This is a genomic window from Streptomyces nidicola (assembly GCF_050106155.1).
Classification (GTDB): Bacteria; Actinomycetota; Actinomycetes; order Streptomycetales; family Streptomycetaceae; genus Streptomyces.
Window position 1 is genome coordinate 1,955,053 of the sequence record NZ_JBNBPI010000001.1, and the last position, 14,269, is coordinate 1,969,321.

At 70.1% G+C, this 14,269-nt stretch carries 12 protein-coding genes; 4 read left to right on the top strand and 8 right to left on the bottom strand.

Going from position 1 to position 14,269, the window contains the following annotated elements; all coding sequences use genetic code 11:
• The first annotated feature begins 62 nt into the window (after window positions 1–62).
• The gene (locus ACOKM3_RS09145; RefSeq protein WP_426898733.1) at window positions 63–1,538 is read left to right on the top strand and encodes a M1 family metallopeptidase; all 1,476 of its coding nucleotides are present in this window, start codon (window positions 63–65) and stop codon (window positions 1,536–1,538) included.
• 79 nt (window positions 1,539–1,617) lie between these two features.
• Here ACOKM3_RS09145 and ACOKM3_RS09150 read toward each other — a convergent pair whose 3' ends face one another.
• From ACOKM3_RS09150 to ACOKM3_RS09160, 3 genes are all read right to left on the bottom strand, one after another.
• Window positions 1,618–2,481, bottom strand: a complete 864-nt coding sequence (locus ACOKM3_RS09150) for an oxygenase MpaB family protein (RefSeq protein ID WP_426898734.1) — start codon at window positions 2,479–2,481, stop codon at window positions 1,618–1,620.
• A 51-nt stretch (window positions 2,482–2,532) separates the two neighbouring features.
• Window positions 2,533–2,832 (bottom strand): hypothetical protein, encoded by a 300-nt coding sequence (locus ACOKM3_RS09155; protein ID WP_426898736.1) that lies wholly within the window; start codon window positions 2,830–2,832, stop codon window positions 2,533–2,535.
• A gap of 81 nt (window positions 2,833–2,913) precedes the next feature.
• A complete protein-coding gene (locus ACOKM3_RS09160; RefSeq protein WP_426898738.1) occupies window positions 2,914–4,386 on the bottom strand; it encodes an amino acid permease in 1,473 nt (490 codons plus the stop codon).
• Between the two features lie 319 nt (window positions 4,387–4,705).
• On the opposite strand from ACOKM3_RS09160, the gene ACOKM3_RS09165 reads away from it, so the two are divergent.
• Complete coding sequence (locus tag ACOKM3_RS09165) at window positions 4,706–5,416, top strand: MerR family transcriptional regulator (RefSeq protein ID WP_426898740.1); 711 nt, start codon at window positions 4,706–4,708, stop codon at window positions 5,414–5,416.
• A 15-nt stretch (window positions 5,417–5,431) separates the two neighbouring features.
• Here the strand turns inward: ACOKM3_RS09165 and ACOKM3_RS09170 are convergent, their stop codons facing one another.
• The 4 genes from ACOKM3_RS09170 to ACOKM3_RS09185 form a co-directional block, all read right to left on the bottom strand.
• Window positions 5,432–7,630 (bottom strand): 3-hydroxyacyl-CoA dehydrogenase NAD-binding domain-containing protein, encoded by a 2,199-nt coding sequence (locus ACOKM3_RS09170; protein ID WP_426898741.1) that lies wholly within the window; start codon window positions 7,628–7,630, stop codon window positions 5,432–5,434.
• Between the two features lie 68 nt (window positions 7,631–7,698).
• Window positions 7,699–8,919: an acetyl-CoA C-acetyltransferase gene (locus ACOKM3_RS09175; protein WP_426898743.1), complete on the bottom strand. Its 1,221-nt coding sequence runs from the start codon at window positions 8,917–8,919 to the stop codon at window positions 7,699–7,701.
• Window positions 8,920–8,968: 49 nt separating this feature from the next.
• A complete protein-coding gene (locus ACOKM3_RS09180; protein ID WP_426898745.1) occupies window positions 8,969–10,111 on the bottom strand; it encodes an acyl-CoA dehydrogenase family protein in 1,143 nt (380 codons plus the stop codon).
• A gap of 8 nt (window positions 10,112–10,119) precedes the next feature.
• Window positions 10,120–11,295 carry a CaiB/BaiF CoA transferase family protein gene (locus tag ACOKM3_RS09185; protein ID WP_426898747.1) on the bottom strand — a complete coding sequence of 392 codons (1,176 nt, stop codon included), beginning with the start codon at window positions 11,293–11,295 and terminating at the stop codon, window positions 10,120–10,122.
• Between the two features lie 246 nt (window positions 11,296–11,541).
• Between ACOKM3_RS09185 and ACOKM3_RS09190 the strand changes: the two genes are divergently transcribed.
• Together ACOKM3_RS09190 and ACOKM3_RS09195 are read left to right on the top strand one after the other, a co-directional pair.
• Entirely contained in the window at window positions 11,542–12,294 is a 753-nt protein-coding gene (locus ACOKM3_RS09190; RefSeq protein WP_426898749.1) for a hypothetical protein, read from the top strand.
• Between the two features lie 96 nt (window positions 12,295–12,390).
• Window positions 12,391–13,581, top strand: a complete 1,191-nt coding sequence (locus ACOKM3_RS09195) for a saccharopine dehydrogenase family protein (protein WP_426898751.1) — start codon at window positions 12,391–12,393, stop codon at window positions 13,579–13,581.
• On the opposite strand, the gene ACOKM3_RS09200 is transcribed toward ACOKM3_RS09195, so the two are convergent.
• On the bottom strand, window positions 13,553–14,263 hold the full coding sequence (locus ACOKM3_RS09200) for an endonuclease V (protein ID WP_426898753.1): 711 nt from the start codon (window positions 14,261–14,263) through the stop codon (window positions 13,553–13,555). The genes ACOKM3_RS09195 and ACOKM3_RS09200 overlap by 29 nt on opposite strands.
• Window positions 14,264–14,269: the final 6 nt, after the last annotated feature.

A 14,269-nucleotide genomic window follows, 5' to 3' on the forward strand; every position in this document is an offset into this window, starting at 1 on the left:
CCACGGACGTGATCCGTCCGCGGCCGGCAACCGCCTGACGCCCCCTACGACTTGGAGTTTCCGTGTACCGCAGACTCATCGCCCCCGGCGCACTCGCGGCCTCTCTGCTGCTGGCGATCCCGGCATCGGCGGCCGACTTCCAGCCGGGGGCGTCGGGCATCGGTGATCCCTACTACCCGGCGTACGGGAACGGCGGCTACGACGTCTCCCATTACGACCTGCGTCTCAAGTACCAGCCGAAGACGGACCAGTTGGAGGGCACGACGACGATCCTCGCCTCCTCCACGCAGGACCTGTCGCGCTTCAACCTCGACTTCGGGCTCACGGCGAGCGAGGTCCTGGTGAACGGCAAGAAGGCGAAGTTCGCGAAGTCCGACGTGCAGGAGCTGGAGGTCACCCCGGCGGCCGGACTGCCGAAGGGCACGCCCTTCACGGTCGTGGTCAAGTACGCGGGCAAGCCGTCCGACGTGAAGCTCTGGGGCTTCACCTCCTGGCAGCGCACCCCGGACGGCGGTGTCGCGGCCAACGAGCCGGAGGCGGCGGCCTGGTGGTTCCCCTCCAACGACCATCCGCTCGACAAGGCCACGTACGACGTGTCGGTCGCGGTGCCGGACGGTACCCAGGCGATCTCCAACGGGACCTTGCAGTCGCAGAGTTCGAAGCTCGGGTGGACGCGGTTCAACTGGCGGTCGGCCCATCCGCAGGCCACGTATCTGTCCACCCTGGCGGTCGGCAAGTTCGACATCACGACGGACAAGACCGAGGACGGGCTGCCCGTCGTCAACGCGTACAGCAAGGACCTCGGCGCGAACGAGGGCGCGGCGAAGGCGAGCGTGGAGCGGACGACCGAGGTCGCGCAGTGGCTGGAGTCGGTCTACGGGAAGTATCCGTTCGAGGCGCTGGGCGGGTATGTGCCCAACGTGCCGTCGAGCTTCGCACTCGAGACGCAGACGCGGCCGTTCTACTCGCCGAAGCAGTTCGCCAATGGGGCCAACGTATCTGTGGTCGTTCATGAGTTGGCGCATCAGTGGTACGGCGACAGTGTCTCCGTGCGCGGCTGGAAGGACATCTGGATCAACGAGGGGTTCGCCCGGTACGCGCAGTGGCTGTGGTCGGAGAAGGAGGGCGAGGGCACGGCCCAGGAGCTCGCCGACTACACGTATGCGCAGCATCCGGCGGACGACGCGTTCTGGACGGTGAAGCCGGGGGATCCGGGGGCGGAGAACCAGTTCGACGCGGCCGTTTATGACCGGGGAGCGCTGGCGATTCAGGCGTTGCGGAACAAGGTCGGCGAGAAGGACTTCTTCGCGATTTTGAAGGGGTGGCCGAAGCAGCACGCGTACGGCAACGCGAGTGTCTCCGACTTTGAGGCGTATGCGGAGAAGGTGTCCGGGGAGCGGTTGGGGTCGCTGTTCGACACGTGGCTGTACGAGCCGTCGAAGCCGGCCGCGTCCGCGGTTTCGGACGGGTCCCGGGCGGCGCAGCCCAAGTCGTGGAAGCGGATTGCTGCCACGAATGGGGTGCACTCGGAGCGTTGACGCGCCGCGTCGGGGGTGCGGTCGCGGGGCTCTGCCCCGGACCCCGCTGCTCAATCGCCGCAGGGGCTTGAATGGCGCCTCAATCGCCGGCGAGGCTGGATTTGCCCACCCGTCTCGATGCTCGTGCCCTTCGTGCCATCGGCAGGTAGCGGAAGCGCTCGGGCAGGCGGGGGGCCACCAGCCGTACCAACGCCGCGAAGTGGCGCAGGCGGCGTTCCTGGCCGGGCGTCCACCGGAGGCCGATCGCCTGCCTTGCCTCCGGAGGGAGTAGACCCGTCGACAGGAAGCTCATTGTGCGGGTCAGGACCGGGCGCAGCAGGGGCCACAGGAACCTGAGGAGCGGGTGGTGGCCCGGTGGGGGTGGGAGGGGGCGGCTGCGGGCCGTCAGTTCGTCGACCACCGGGTTCCGCTCGATCTCCTGCGCGAGCATCTTGCGGTAGTACGGCCAGAACTCCTCGACGGTCTGCGGCATGTCCCGGTCGTGGATGCCGAGGATGCGGCCGACCATCAGCCACTCCGCGTAGAACCGCTCGTCCTCCTCGGGCGTGAACGGCGTGGCGAAGTAGCGGCGCGCGTAGCGGGAGACGGGGAAGCCGGTGGCGTGCACCCAGGCGTAGTAGGCCGGGGTGAGGGCGTGGTAGCGGCGGCCGTGCGGGTCGGTTCCCCGGATGGTGCGGTGGAGGCGGCGCAGGCGGCGGCCCTCTTCGGCGGCGGCCTCTCCCCCGTAGACCCAGAGCATCACCGAGGTCAGTGAGCGTTCGCCGCGGCCCCAGGGGTCGGTGCGGAACACCGAGTGCTCGTCGACGCCCGCGCCGACGGCGGGGTGCGCGACCTGGAGGACGAACGCGGCGGGCAGTGCGAGCAGGGCGCGGATGTCCCCTGCCGTCTCCCAGAGGATGCCGCCGGGCGGGGGCGGCGGCGGGTCCGGGTCGTGCTGCTTCATGGGGGTGCTGCTCCTTGTGGTGCGCATGGAGCCTGCGGGGACGGTCTCCGATCAAGTATGCGCGTCCGGGCGCGGTGGCCGGGGGCCGTCGTCCGCGTAGCGCTTCGCCAGGTCGGAGGCCAGCTCGGAGACGCAGGTGCACAGGTCCGTGACGGCCTCCGTGGCCGGGGCCGGGCGGCAGGGCACGACGTGGGCCGGGAGCGGGGCCGGGGACGGGGGCGGTTCCGGAGGGTTCGGTTCGGTGGGCGGGCGGCGCCTGCGGGCGGAGGTGATCAACGCCGTCGCCAGGGCCGCGACGAAAGCGGCCAGCTGCCCGATCTTGACTTGTACGTCCCACGGAACCAGCGACATGCCTGTGTCCTACCCGCATGGCACGGGGCCCCAACGCACCGAGTGCATTGGGGCCCCGTGAAGGAAGGCGGGCGTACGGACTCAGTTGCCGTCGGTCACCTTCGTCAGCTCGTCCGACGCCATGCGGTCGACGTTGCGCCGCACCCGGAACCAGCCGATGAAGAGCAGCACACCGACGACCGGGATCAGCATGAGCGTCTTGCGGCCGGTCTCCTCGTCGTTCCACATGAGGACGAGCACGGAGAGCAGGAAGACGATCGTGACGATCTCCGTGACCGGGGAGAACGGCAGCCGGAACTTCGGGCGCTCGACCAGGCCCTGCTTGGCCCGGCGGACGAAGGCCAGGTGGGCGACCATGATCATGACCCAGGTGCCGATGATGCCGATCGAGGAGACCTCGATGACGATCTCGAACGCCTCGGCGGGCAGCAGGTAGTTCAGGCCGACACCCAGCACGCCAACGCCCGCGGTCAGCAGGATGCCGCCGAAGGGCACCTGGCTCTTGTTCATCTTCGCGGTGAACTTCGGGGCGGAGCCCGACATGGCCATGGAGCGCAGGATGCGGCCCGTGGAGTAGAGGCCGGAGTTCAGCGAGGACATGGCCGCGGTCAGCACGACCAGGTTCATGATGTCGCCGACGCCGCCGACGCCCAGCTTCGAGAACAGCGTCACGAACGGGCTCTCGCCCGAGGTGTACGACGTGGACGGCAGCAGCAGCGCGAGCAGCAGCACCGATCCGCAGTAGAACAGGCCGACACGCCACATGATCGAGTTCACCGCGCGCGGGACGACCTTCTGCGGCTCGGCGGTCTCGCCCGCCGCGACGCCGACCAGTTCGAGGGCCGCGTACGCGAAGACGACACCTTGCATCACGAGGACCACGGCCATGGTGCCGCTGGGCATCCAGCCGCCGTTGTCCGTGATCATGTGCAGGCCCGGTGTGTGGCCGTCGACCGGGTGCTGCGTGGCGACCAGGAAGATGCCCACGAAGAGGAAGGCCACGAGCGTGGCCACCTTGATGATCGAGAACCAGAACTCCATCTCGCCGAAGTACTTCACGGAGACGAGGTTCACGGCGAGCACGACCGCGAGGGCGATCAGCGCGAGCACCCACTGCGGAATGCTCGTGAAGGCGCTCCAGTACTGCGTATAGAGGGCCACGGCGGTGATGTCGGCGATGCCCGTCATCGACCAGTTCAGGAAGTACATCCAGCCGGCGACGTAGGCGCCCTTCTCGCCGAGGAACTCGCGCGCGTACGACACGAAGGAACCGGACGAGGGCCGGTAGACGACCATCTCACCGAGGGCGCGCACCACGAAGTACGCGAAGATCCCGCAGATCAGATAGGCGAAGACGAGGGCGGGGCCCGCGTCGTGAAGCCTGCCTCCGGCGCCGAGGAAGAGTCCGGTGCCGATCGCGCCGCCGATGGCGATCATGTTGATGTGGCGGCTCTTGAGGGCCTTGCTGTAGCCGGCGTCGCCCGCGTCGGCGGGCGCCTGGGAGGCATCTGTGCGGGATGCGTCCGTGGCCGTGTTGAGGGCGTCCTTGCTCACGAGGGGGTGTCCACTCTGTGGTGCCCGGCGGCGTGGGGGCCGCCGGGGTCCGGAACGTGCTTCGGTCCGCATCACCCCTGACGGCGTGCGGACCGAGGGGCACCTTCCCCCAAAGATCGCCCCCACGCGGTGGCGGAGATCACATAGCGGCGCTTCTCACATGCCGGGATGCCTCTGGACGTGGAACCGGAGGAGGCGTATATGACATCGCCCGCCCCGCTTTTATGACACCGACCGCCCCGCTTTCCCCTCTCCTTGGGTTTCACAACGTCGGTGTGTCAGCAATACTGTTGTACCCGGATCGCGGCGAGAGGCGAAGATGACGACGGACACTGAGGCCCCCACGCTGACCGTCGACGAGCTCGCGGCCCACGCCGGCGTCACGGTCCGCACGATCCGCTTCTACAGCACGCGGGGCCTGCTGCCGCCGCCGGTGATCGGGCCGCGCCGGGTGGGGCACTACGGGCCCGACCACGTCGCGCGGCTCGCGTTGATCGAGGAGCTTCAGCACCAGGGCATGACGCTGGCCGCGATCGAGCGCTATCTGGAGCAGCTGCCGGCCGACCTGAGCGCGCAGGATCTGGCGATCCACCGTGCGGTGGTGGCGAGTTGGGCTCCCGACACGGTCGAGACGCTGACCCGGAGCGAGCTCGACGGGCGCGCGGGCCGGGGGCTGACCGAGGAGAACCTGGCGCGGCTCGCGGCGATGGACGTACTGACGCGGGAGGGCGAGGACACGTACCGCTGCGACACCGGGCAGCTGCGGCTCGCCGTCCAACTCCTCGACGTACCGCTGTCGTTGGACGCGATCCTGGCCTCGCGCGAGGTGCTGGTGGAGCACTCGCGGGGCGCGGCACAGGAGCTGGCCCGCCTCTTCAGCTCCGAGGTGTCGCAGAGGGCCGAGCAGGACGTGAAGTCACTGTCGGCCCATATGCAACCGCTGGTCATCCAGGCGCTGTTGACCGCGTTCCAGCGCTCGCTCAAGGAAGAGCTGCGGGAGGCGTTCCGCACGACGGACCGCCTCCCGTAGACACCGGTCCCGACGTCAGTCCTTGAACGTCTCGCCCTTCTCGGCCTTCTCCACGAGCAGCGCGGGCGGCAGGAACCGGTCGCCGTAGCGCTCGGCCAGCTCGCGCGAGCGGGCGACGAATCCGGGCAGGCCGCCCTCGTAGCCGTTGATGTACTGGAGCACGCCGCCGGTCCAGCCGGGGAAGCCGATGCCGAAGATGGAGCCGATGTTGGCATCGGCGACGGACGTGAGGACGCCCTCCTCCAGCAACCGCACCGTGTCCAAGGACTCGGAGAAGAGCATGCGCTCCTTCATGTCCTTAAAAGGCACAGTCTCGAAGGGGATCTCCGTGCCCGGCTTGGTGAAGTGCTCGCGCAGCCCCGGCCACAGGCCGGCGCGCTTGCCGTCCTCGTCGTACTCGTAGAAGCCCGCTCCCCCGCTGCGGCCCGGCCGCCCGAACTCGTCGACCATCCGGTCGATGACCGCCTCGGCCGGGTGCTCGTCCCAGGTGCCGCCGGCCTCGACGATCGCGGCCTTCGACTCCTCGCGGATCTTGCGGGGCAGGGTGAGGGTCAGTTCGTCCATCAGAGAGAGCACCTTGGCCGGGTAGCCGGCCTGGCCCGCCGCCTGCTCGACCGAGGCGGGCTCGACGCCCTCGCCGACCATCGCGATGCCCTCGTTCATGAAGTGGCCGATGACGCGCGAGGTGAAGAAGCCGCGCGAGTCGTTGACCACGATGGGCGTCTTGTTGATCTGCCGTACGAGGTCGAAGGCGCGGGCCAGGGCCTCGTCGCCGGTGGCCCCGCCCTTGATGATCTCGACGAGCGGCATCTTGTCGACGGGCGAGAAGAAGTGCAGACCGATGAAGTCGGCCTGCCGCTCGACGCCCTCGGCGAGGGCGGTGATGGGCAGCGTCGAGGTGTTGGAGCAGAGCAGGGCGTCGGGGGCGACGATGTGCTGGATCTCTTGGAAGACCTTGTGCTTGAGCGACGGGTCCTCGAAGACCGCCTCGATGACGGCGTCGCAGCCCGCCACCGCCTGCGGGTCCGAGGCCGGGGTGATGCGGGCGAGCAGCGCGTCCGCCTTCTCCTGGGTGGTGCGGCCACGCTTGACGGCCTTGGCGCACAGCTTCTCGGAGTACGCCTTGCCCTTGGCGGCGGCGTCGTCCGATACGTCCTTGAGGACGACCTCGATGCCCGCGCGGGCACAGGAGTAGGCGATGCCGGCGCCCATCATGCCCGCGCCGAGGACGGCGACCTTGTTGACCTTGCGGGGCTCGATGCCCTTGGGTCGGTTGGCGCCCGAGTTCACGGCCTGGAGGTCGAAGAAGAACGCCTGGATCATGTTCTTCGCCGTCTGGCCGGTGACCAGCTCGGTGAAGTAGCGGCCCTCGATGGCGATGGCGTTGTCGAAGTCGACCTGGGAACCCTCGACGGCCGCCGCCAGGATGTTGCGGGGCGCGGGGTACGGGGCGCCGTTCAGCTGCTTCTTCAGGTTGGCCGGGAACGCGGGGAGGTTCGCCGCGAACTTGGGGTTGGACGGGGTGCCGCCGGGGATGCGGTAGCCGGGCTTGTCCCAGGGCTGCTGAGACTCCGGGTTGGCGTCGATAAAGGCGCGGGCCTTCTCGATCATCTCCTCGCGGGTGGCGGCCACTTCGTGGATCAGGCCGTTCTCCAGGGCGCGCTTCGGGGCGTACTGGGTGCCCTGGAGCAGCACCTTGAGGAGCGCGTCGGCGATGCCCATGAGGCGGACGGTGCGGACGACGCCGCCGCCTCCGGGCAGCAGGCCGAGGGTGACCTCGGGCAGGCCGATCTTCGAGCCCGGCGCGTCGAGGGCGACGCGGTGGTGGCTGGCGAGCGCGATCTCGTAACCGCCGCCCAGGGCCGCGCCGTTGATGGCGGCGACGACCGGCTTGCCGAACGTCTCGATGCGGCGCAGCGCGTTCTTGATGCCGGTGGTGGACTCGATGACGCTCTGGGCGTCCTCAGGCCCTGCCTTCATCATGTCCTTGAGGTCACCGCCCGCGAAGAAGGTCTTCTTGGCGGAGGTGTAGATGAACCCGCGGATCGAGTCGGGGTTCGCGGCCAGCTCGGCCTCGGCGCGGTCGGCGATCGCGGCGATGGAGTCCTTGAACGCCTGGTTCATGGTGTTCGCGGACTGGTTGGGGTCGTCGAGGACGAGCGTGACGATGCCGGTGTCGTCCTGCTCCCAACGAATGGTCGTGCTCTGCGTCATGGTCTTTCCGTCTCCGTGAAGTCCGTGAAGTCTGGTGCGGGCGAAGGGGGTTGTCGGTTCCGGGCCGCTCAGCCGGAGACGCGCTCCACGATCGTGGCGATGCCCATGCCGCCGCCCACGCACAGCGTGGCCAGGCCGTACCGCTTGTCCTGGCGCTCCAGTTCGTCGACGAGGGTGCCGAGGATCATCGCGCCGGTCGCGCCCAGCGGGTGGCCGAGCGCGATGGCGCCGCCGTTGACGTTGACCTTGTCCAGGGACAGGCCCATGTCCTTCACGAAGCGCAGCACGACCGCCGCGAACGCCTCGTTGATCTCGACGAGGTCGATGTCGTCGATGGTCAGACCCGCCCTGGCGAGCGCCTTGCGCGAGGCGGGCGCGGGGCCCGTGAGCATGATGGTCGGCTCGGAGCCGGAGACCGCGACGGAGACGATGCGGGCGCGCGGGGTGAGGTCGTAGCGCTCGCCGACCTCCTTGCTGCCGATGGCGACGAGCGAGGCGCCGTCGACGATGCCCGAGGAGTTGCCCGCGTGGTGCACGTGGTCGATCTTCTCGACCCAGTGGTACTTCTGCAGCGCCACCGCGTCGAAGCCGCCGAGGTCGCCGATGTCCTTGAACGAGGGCTTCAGCTTGCCGAGCGAATCGGCCGTCGTGCCGGGACGCAGGTGCTCGTCGTGGTCGAGCACGGTGAGCCCGCTGCGGTCCTTGACCGGCACGATCGAGCGTGTGAACCGGCCGTCCTTCACGGCGGCGGCCGCCCGCTCCTGCGACATCGCGGCGTACTCGTCGACGTCACGCCGCGAGAAGCCCTCGATGGTGGCGATGAGGTCGGCGCCGATGCCCTGCGGCACGAACCCGGTCTCGTAGGCGGTCATCGGGTCCATCGCCCAGGCGCCGCCGTCCGAGCCCATCGGCACGCGCGACATCGACTCGACGCCGCCCGCGAGGACGAGGTCCTCCCAACCCGAACGGACCTTCATCGCCGCCAGGTTGACGGCCTCAAGGCCCGAGGCACAGAAGCGGTTCTCCTGCACGCCGGCCACCGTGTCGGGCAGTCCGGCCGCGATGGCGGCGATGCGCGCGATGTCGGAGCCCTGGTCGCCGATCGGCCCCACGACGCCGAGCACGATGTCGTCGATGGCGGCCGGGTCGAGGCCGGGGAAGCGGGTCCGCAGCTCGTGGATCAGGCCGACGACCAGGTCGATCGGCTTGGTGCCGTGCAGGGAGCCGTTGGCCTTGCCGCGGCCGCGCGGGGTGCGGATCGCGTCGTATACGTACGCGTCTGTGGTCACGGGAGGTGCCTTTCGAAGCGATGGATCGGAGCAGAGTGCGGTTGCGGGATCAGGACAGCAGTGAACGCCCGATGATCTCCTTCATGATCTCGGTCGTGCCGCCGTAGATGGTCTGGATGCGCCCGTCGGTGAACGCCTTCGCGACGGGGTACTCGGTCATGTAGCCGTATCCGCCGTGCAGTTGGAGGCAGCGGTCGGCGACCCGCTTCTGCAGTTCGGTCGCCCACCACTTCGCCATGGAGGCGTGCACGGCGTCGAGCCGCCCGTCCGAGTGGTCCTCGATGCAGCGGTCCAGGAACGTTCGGGTGACGGCGCACTCGGTGGCCATCTCCGCGATCTCGAAGCGGATGTGCTGCTTCGTGGCGAGCGGGCGCCCGAACGCCTCGCGCTCCTTCACGTACTGGGTGGTGATCTCCAGGAGGTGCTCGGCGGCGGCGATCGCGGCGACGGCGATGCCCATGCGCTCCTGCGCGAGGTTCGTCATCAGGTGGATGAACGCGCCGTTGAGCTCGCCGAGCAGGTTCTCCTTCGGGACGCGGACGTCGTTGAAGAAGAGTTCGGCGGTGTCCTGGGCCTTCTGGCCGATCTTGTCGAGGTTGCGGCCGCGCTCGAAGCCCTCCATGCCGCGCTCGACGACGAGCAGCGACAGGCCGTGCGCGCCGCCCTCGGGGGTCGTCTTGGCGACGACGATCACCAGGTCGGCGAGTATCCCGTTGGAGATGAAGGTCTTCGACCCGTTCAGCAGCCAGTGGTCACCCTTGTCCTCGGCGGCGGTCCTGATGCCCTGGAGGTCGGATCCGGCGCCGGGCTCGGTCATGGCGATGGCGCTGATGAGCGAGCCCTCGCAGAAGCCGGGCAGCCAGCGCCGCTTCTGCTCCTCGGTGGCGAGCGAGGTCAGGTACGGGCCGATGATGTCGTTGTGCAGGCCGACGGCGAGACCGGAGGCGCCCGCGCGCGTGAACTCCTCGGCGAGCACGGCGGGGTAGCGGAAGTCGGCGTTGCCGCCGCCCCCGAACTCCTCGGGCACGGCGAGCCCGAGCAGGCCCTGGCGCCCGGCGGCGAGCCAGGCCTCGCGCGAGACGATGCCGTCCTTCTCCCACTGCTCGTAGTGCGGCGTCACCTCCTTGGCGAGGAAGGTGCGCACGGTCTCGCGGAACGCCTCGTGCTCGGCGCTGAACAGGCGTCGTTCCATGCTCGCGATCAACTGCCTTTCGTAGTGGACCCGTTGGGCTCGTTGGGCTCGTTCAGGGCGGGTACGTCCCAGTCGCGGGCGACGTCGGTGGTGTCGGCGCCGGGCTGGGCGGGGCCCGAGTGGACGCTGGTGGGGGTGTCGGAGAAGCGGGGCGCGGGCGCCGGCTGGGTGAGGCCGCCGTGGTCGACGAAGGTGCCGCGGGCGGCGAGGTGCGGGTGGTGCGGGGCCTCGCCGAGGGAGAGCACGGGGGCCACGCAGGCGTCCGAGCCCTCGAAGACGGCCGCCCATTCGTCCCGCGTACGTTCCTTGAAGCGGGCGGCGACGGCCGTGCGCAGCTCGTCCCAGCGTCCCAGGTCGCCCCGGGCCGCGGCGACCTCGCCGAGGCCGAGCAGCTCGGCGAACTCGGCGTAGAACTGCTGCTCGAGGGCGCCGACCGCCATGTACTTGCCGTCGGCGGTCTCGTACGTGCCGTAGAACGGGGCGCCGCCGTCGAGGAGGTTGGCGGCGCGCCGGTCCTGCCAGCCGCCGGCCGCGAGCATGCCGTGGATCATCGTGCTGAGGTGCGCGGCGCCGTCGACGATCGCGGCGTCGACGACCTGGCCGGTGCCGGTGTCGCGCGCGTGGTGCAGGGCGGCGAGGACGCCGACGACCAGGTAGAGCGAGCCGCCCGCGTAGTCGCCGAGCAGGTTCGCGGGGGCCACGGGAGGCCGGTCGGGGTCGCCGGTGAGGCCGAGGGCGCCGGTCAGCGCGATGTAGCCGATGTCGTGGCCCGCGCGCTGGGCGAGCGGACCCTCCTGACCCCAGCCGGTCATCCGCCCGTAGACCAGCTTCGGGTTCCTCCGGCGGCAGTCGTCGGGCCCGACACCGAGCCGCTCGGCGACTCCCGGCCGGTACCCCTCGATCAACACGTCGGCGCGCGCGGCGAGTTGCAGCACGCGCTCGGCACCGTCCCCGGCCTTCAGGTCGACGACCACGGAGCGTTTGTTGCGGTTCGTGACGTCGTACTCCGGAGGGACCCCGAGCGCCTGCCCGCCGGGCCGGTCGACGCGTACGACATCCGCCCCGAGGTCGGCGAGGAGCATCGCTGCGAAGGGCCCGGGGCCGATCCCGGCCAGCTCCACCACGCGCACCCCGGCCAGCGGACCGCCCCGCCGGGCGCCGCTTTCCGTTCCTGCCACTGCCATCCCGCCACGCCCCCAGCTTGTGACACAACTGATGTAACACCATTGATGCTATGAACCCGTCCCGCTCAGCACAAGCCCCCAGCAAGCAAGCGCTTAGCCAATTTCCGCCACGCGCGGGCACCCGGTACCGGCCGTTCCGCCCCGGATGCCACAAGTGGCGACGCCCCTTCCGGTGACCACCCGAATGAAGGGGGTATTCGGTGACTTCTGACGGAAGTTGTCCGATCTGTGGAGGGAGACAAAACAGTGCACAGCAGGCGAATGATGGCACTGACACTGGTCACCGGAATCACGGCCCTGGGGCTCCTGGGCTGCGGAGGGGACAAGGAGTCGTCGGACGAACCCTTCGCCGGCAAGAGCGCGGACCGGATAGCGGCCGACGCGGTGAAGGCCACACGGCAGGCCGAATCGATGCACATCAAGGGCACCACGCAGCAGAAGGCCGGCGGGCAGCTCACCGTCGACCTCACCGTGGACCAGCGCAAGAACTGCGAAGGCACCGTCAAGATGTCCGGGACGACGGCCGACGTGCGCCACCTCGACGGCACGCTCTACTTACGGGGCGACGAGAAGTACTGGCAGACGACGCTGAAGGAGCAGCCCGGGGCCGCGAAGATGGTGCCGAAGCTCAAGGACAAGTGGGTGAAGACCCCGGCCGACGACGCGATGACCCAGGGCCTGTGCGACAAGCAGGGTCTTGTCGCGTCGATGGACGAGGACAAGTCCGAGCGCCAGGGGATGAAGAAGAGCGGGACGACGAGCGTCGACGGCACGAAGGCGGTCCGGCTCACGAAGAAGACCTCCGGGGGCGAGACTCTGACGCTCTACGTCGCCGCCGAGGGCAAGCCGTACATCCTGCGCACCACGTCGACCGGCGGCGCGAACCCGAACAGCGCCACCTTCAGCGACTACGACAAGGCGGTGCGCCCGCAGGAGCCCTCGTCCGACGAGACCGTCGACCTGAAGCAGCTCGCCGGCGCGGCCGCCCGGCGCGCCTGACCCGGCTCCGTCGCCCCGGCGACATGGGGCCCCCACCGACCTCGCTGCACCGTCCACGCTAGCCTCGGCCACCGACAACGGCACGCGACGCAGGTGATGGGTGGCATGAACGAGTCAAGCAGGACGTACGACGTGGTGCTGTTCGGGGCGACGGGGTTCGTGGGGGTGCTCACCGCCGAGTACCTCGCGGCCAAGGCACCCGAGGGACTGCGGTGGGCGATCGCCGGGCGTGACACCACGAAGCTGGAGCGGCTGCGCGAGCGGCTGACCGAGATCAACCCGGAGTGCGCGGTGCTCCCGCTGGTGCGCGTGGACGTCGCCGAGCGGGCGTCGGTGCGCGAACTGGCCGTCAACACACGGGTGGTGGCGACGACCGTCGGCCCGTACCTGGAGTACGGCGAGGGGCTCGTCGCCGCGTGCGCGAGCGCGGGCACCGACTACGTGGACCTCACGGGCGAGCCGGAGTTCGTGGACCTCATGTACGTGCGGCACGACGCCCTCGCGCGCGACACCGGCGCCCGCATCGTGCACGCCTGCGGGTTCGACTCCATCCCGCACGACCTGGGCGCGTACTACACCGTCAAGCAGCTGCCGGAGGGCGTCCCGCTGCGCGTCGATGGCTTCGTACGGTCGAACGCCACACTCTCCGGCGGCACGTTCGCGTCCGCCCTGAACCAGTTCTCGCGGGCCCGGCAGATGCTCGCCGCGCAAGCGGAGCGGCGCCGCAACGAGCCCCGCCCGATCGACCGCACGGCGTACGCGCCGACCGGCACCCCGCACTACGCCAAGGAGATCGGCGCCTGGGCCCTGCCGCTGCCGACGATCGACCCGCAGGTGGTGCAGCGCTCGGCGCGGGCCCTCGCACGCTACGGCCCCGATTTCCGCTACCGGCACTACGCGGCCGTGAAGACGCTGCCGTTCGCGGTGGGCGGCGTCGTGGGCATGGGCGCCCTGTTCACCGCGTCCCAAGTGCCGCCTGTACGGCGGTGGTTGAGCGGGCGACTGAAGCCGGGCGACGGTCCCGATGAGGCGCGCCGGGCCAAGAGCTGGTTCTCGGTGCGGTTCGTGGGCGAGGGCGGCGGGCGCCGCGTCTACACGGAGGTGTCCGGCGGCGACCCCGGCTACGCGGAGACCGCGAAGATGCTCGCCGAGTCCGCGATCTGCCTCGTACGCGACGAACTCCCGGACACCGCGGGGCAGGTGACCACCGCGGAGGCGATGGGCGACGCCCTCATCGAGCGGCTGACGAAGGCCGGGATCACGTTCCGGGTCGCGGCCGAACGCTGAGCGCGGCGAGCGCGTCCCGGCACAGGCGGTCCGCCCGGCGGGTCGTCTCCGGGACGCGGTACTTCGGCGTGAGCGACAACGCGTGCGCGCACGCGTTGTCGAGCGAGACCCGGTGGCCCACGGACACGTACACCGGTTTCACGCCGTCCTGGGTGCGCAGCGCGCGGCCCACCTCCTCGTCGCCGTCGAGCAGCGCCGCCGCGCTCCCCCGCTCCTCGCCCAACTCCCCGTGGGAGAAGACGAACGGGTTCTTCGCGACGCCCATGGTGGGCAGCCCGGTGAGCACCCCGAGGTGGCTCGCGAGGCCGAAGCGGCGCGGGTGGGCGAGCCCGTAGCCGTCACAGACGACAAGCCCGGGGTCGGTGCTCAGCGCCTCCAGCGCGCCGAGCACCGCCGGGATCTCGCGGAACGCCAACAGGCCGGGAACGTAAGGGAAGGCGACCTCCCCGACGGCCGTCGTCTCCTCGACCACGGCGAGCGTCGCCCCGTCGAGGACGACGGCGGCCGCGGCGACGACGCCCCGCTCGTCGTCGTAGGCGACGTCGATCCCGGTGACCGTCCCGGCGGCGGGCGGCGGCCCGACCTCGTCGCGTACGACGCGGTCGCGCAGCGCGTCCTGCATGCCGCGCGCCGCGCCCGCGTCCGCGGGCCAGCCGTCGGGAACCCCCGTGATCGTCACCATGGCTCG

Excerpts from the sequence above, each read along its gene's own strand:
- ACOKM3_RS09150 (WP_426898734.1), bottom strand. The coding sequence starts at position 2,481 with ATGAAGCAGCACGACCCGGACCCGCCGCCGCCCCCGCCCGGCGGCATC.
- ACOKM3_RS09155 (WP_426898736.1), bottom strand. The coding sequence starts at position 2,832 with ATGTCGCTGGTTCCGTGGGACGTACAAGTCAAGATCGGGCAGCTGGCC.
- ACOKM3_RS09165 (WP_426898740.1), top strand. The coding sequence starts at position 4,706 with ATGACGACGGACACTGAGGCCCCCACGCTGACCGTCGACGAGCTCGCG.
- ACOKM3_RS09170 (WP_426898741.1), bottom strand. The coding sequence starts at position 7,630 with ATGACGCAGAGCACGACCATTCGTTGGGAGCAGGACGACACCGGCATC.
- ACOKM3_RS09180 (WP_426898745.1), bottom strand. The coding sequence starts at position 10,111 with ATGGAACGACGCCTGTTCAGCGCCGAGCACGAGGCGTTCCGCGAGACC.
- ACOKM3_RS09185 (WP_426898747.1), bottom strand. The coding sequence starts at position 11,295 with ATGGCAGTGGCAGGAACGGAAAGCGGCGCCCGGCGGGGCGGTCCGCTG.
- ACOKM3_RS09195 (WP_426898751.1), top strand. The coding sequence starts at position 12,391 with ATGGGTGGCATGAACGAGTCAAGCAGGACGTACGACGTGGTGCTGTTC.
- ACOKM3_RS09200 (WP_426898753.1), bottom strand. The coding sequence starts at position 14,263 with ATGGTGACGATCACGGGGGTTCCCGACGGCTGGCCCGCGGACGCGGGC.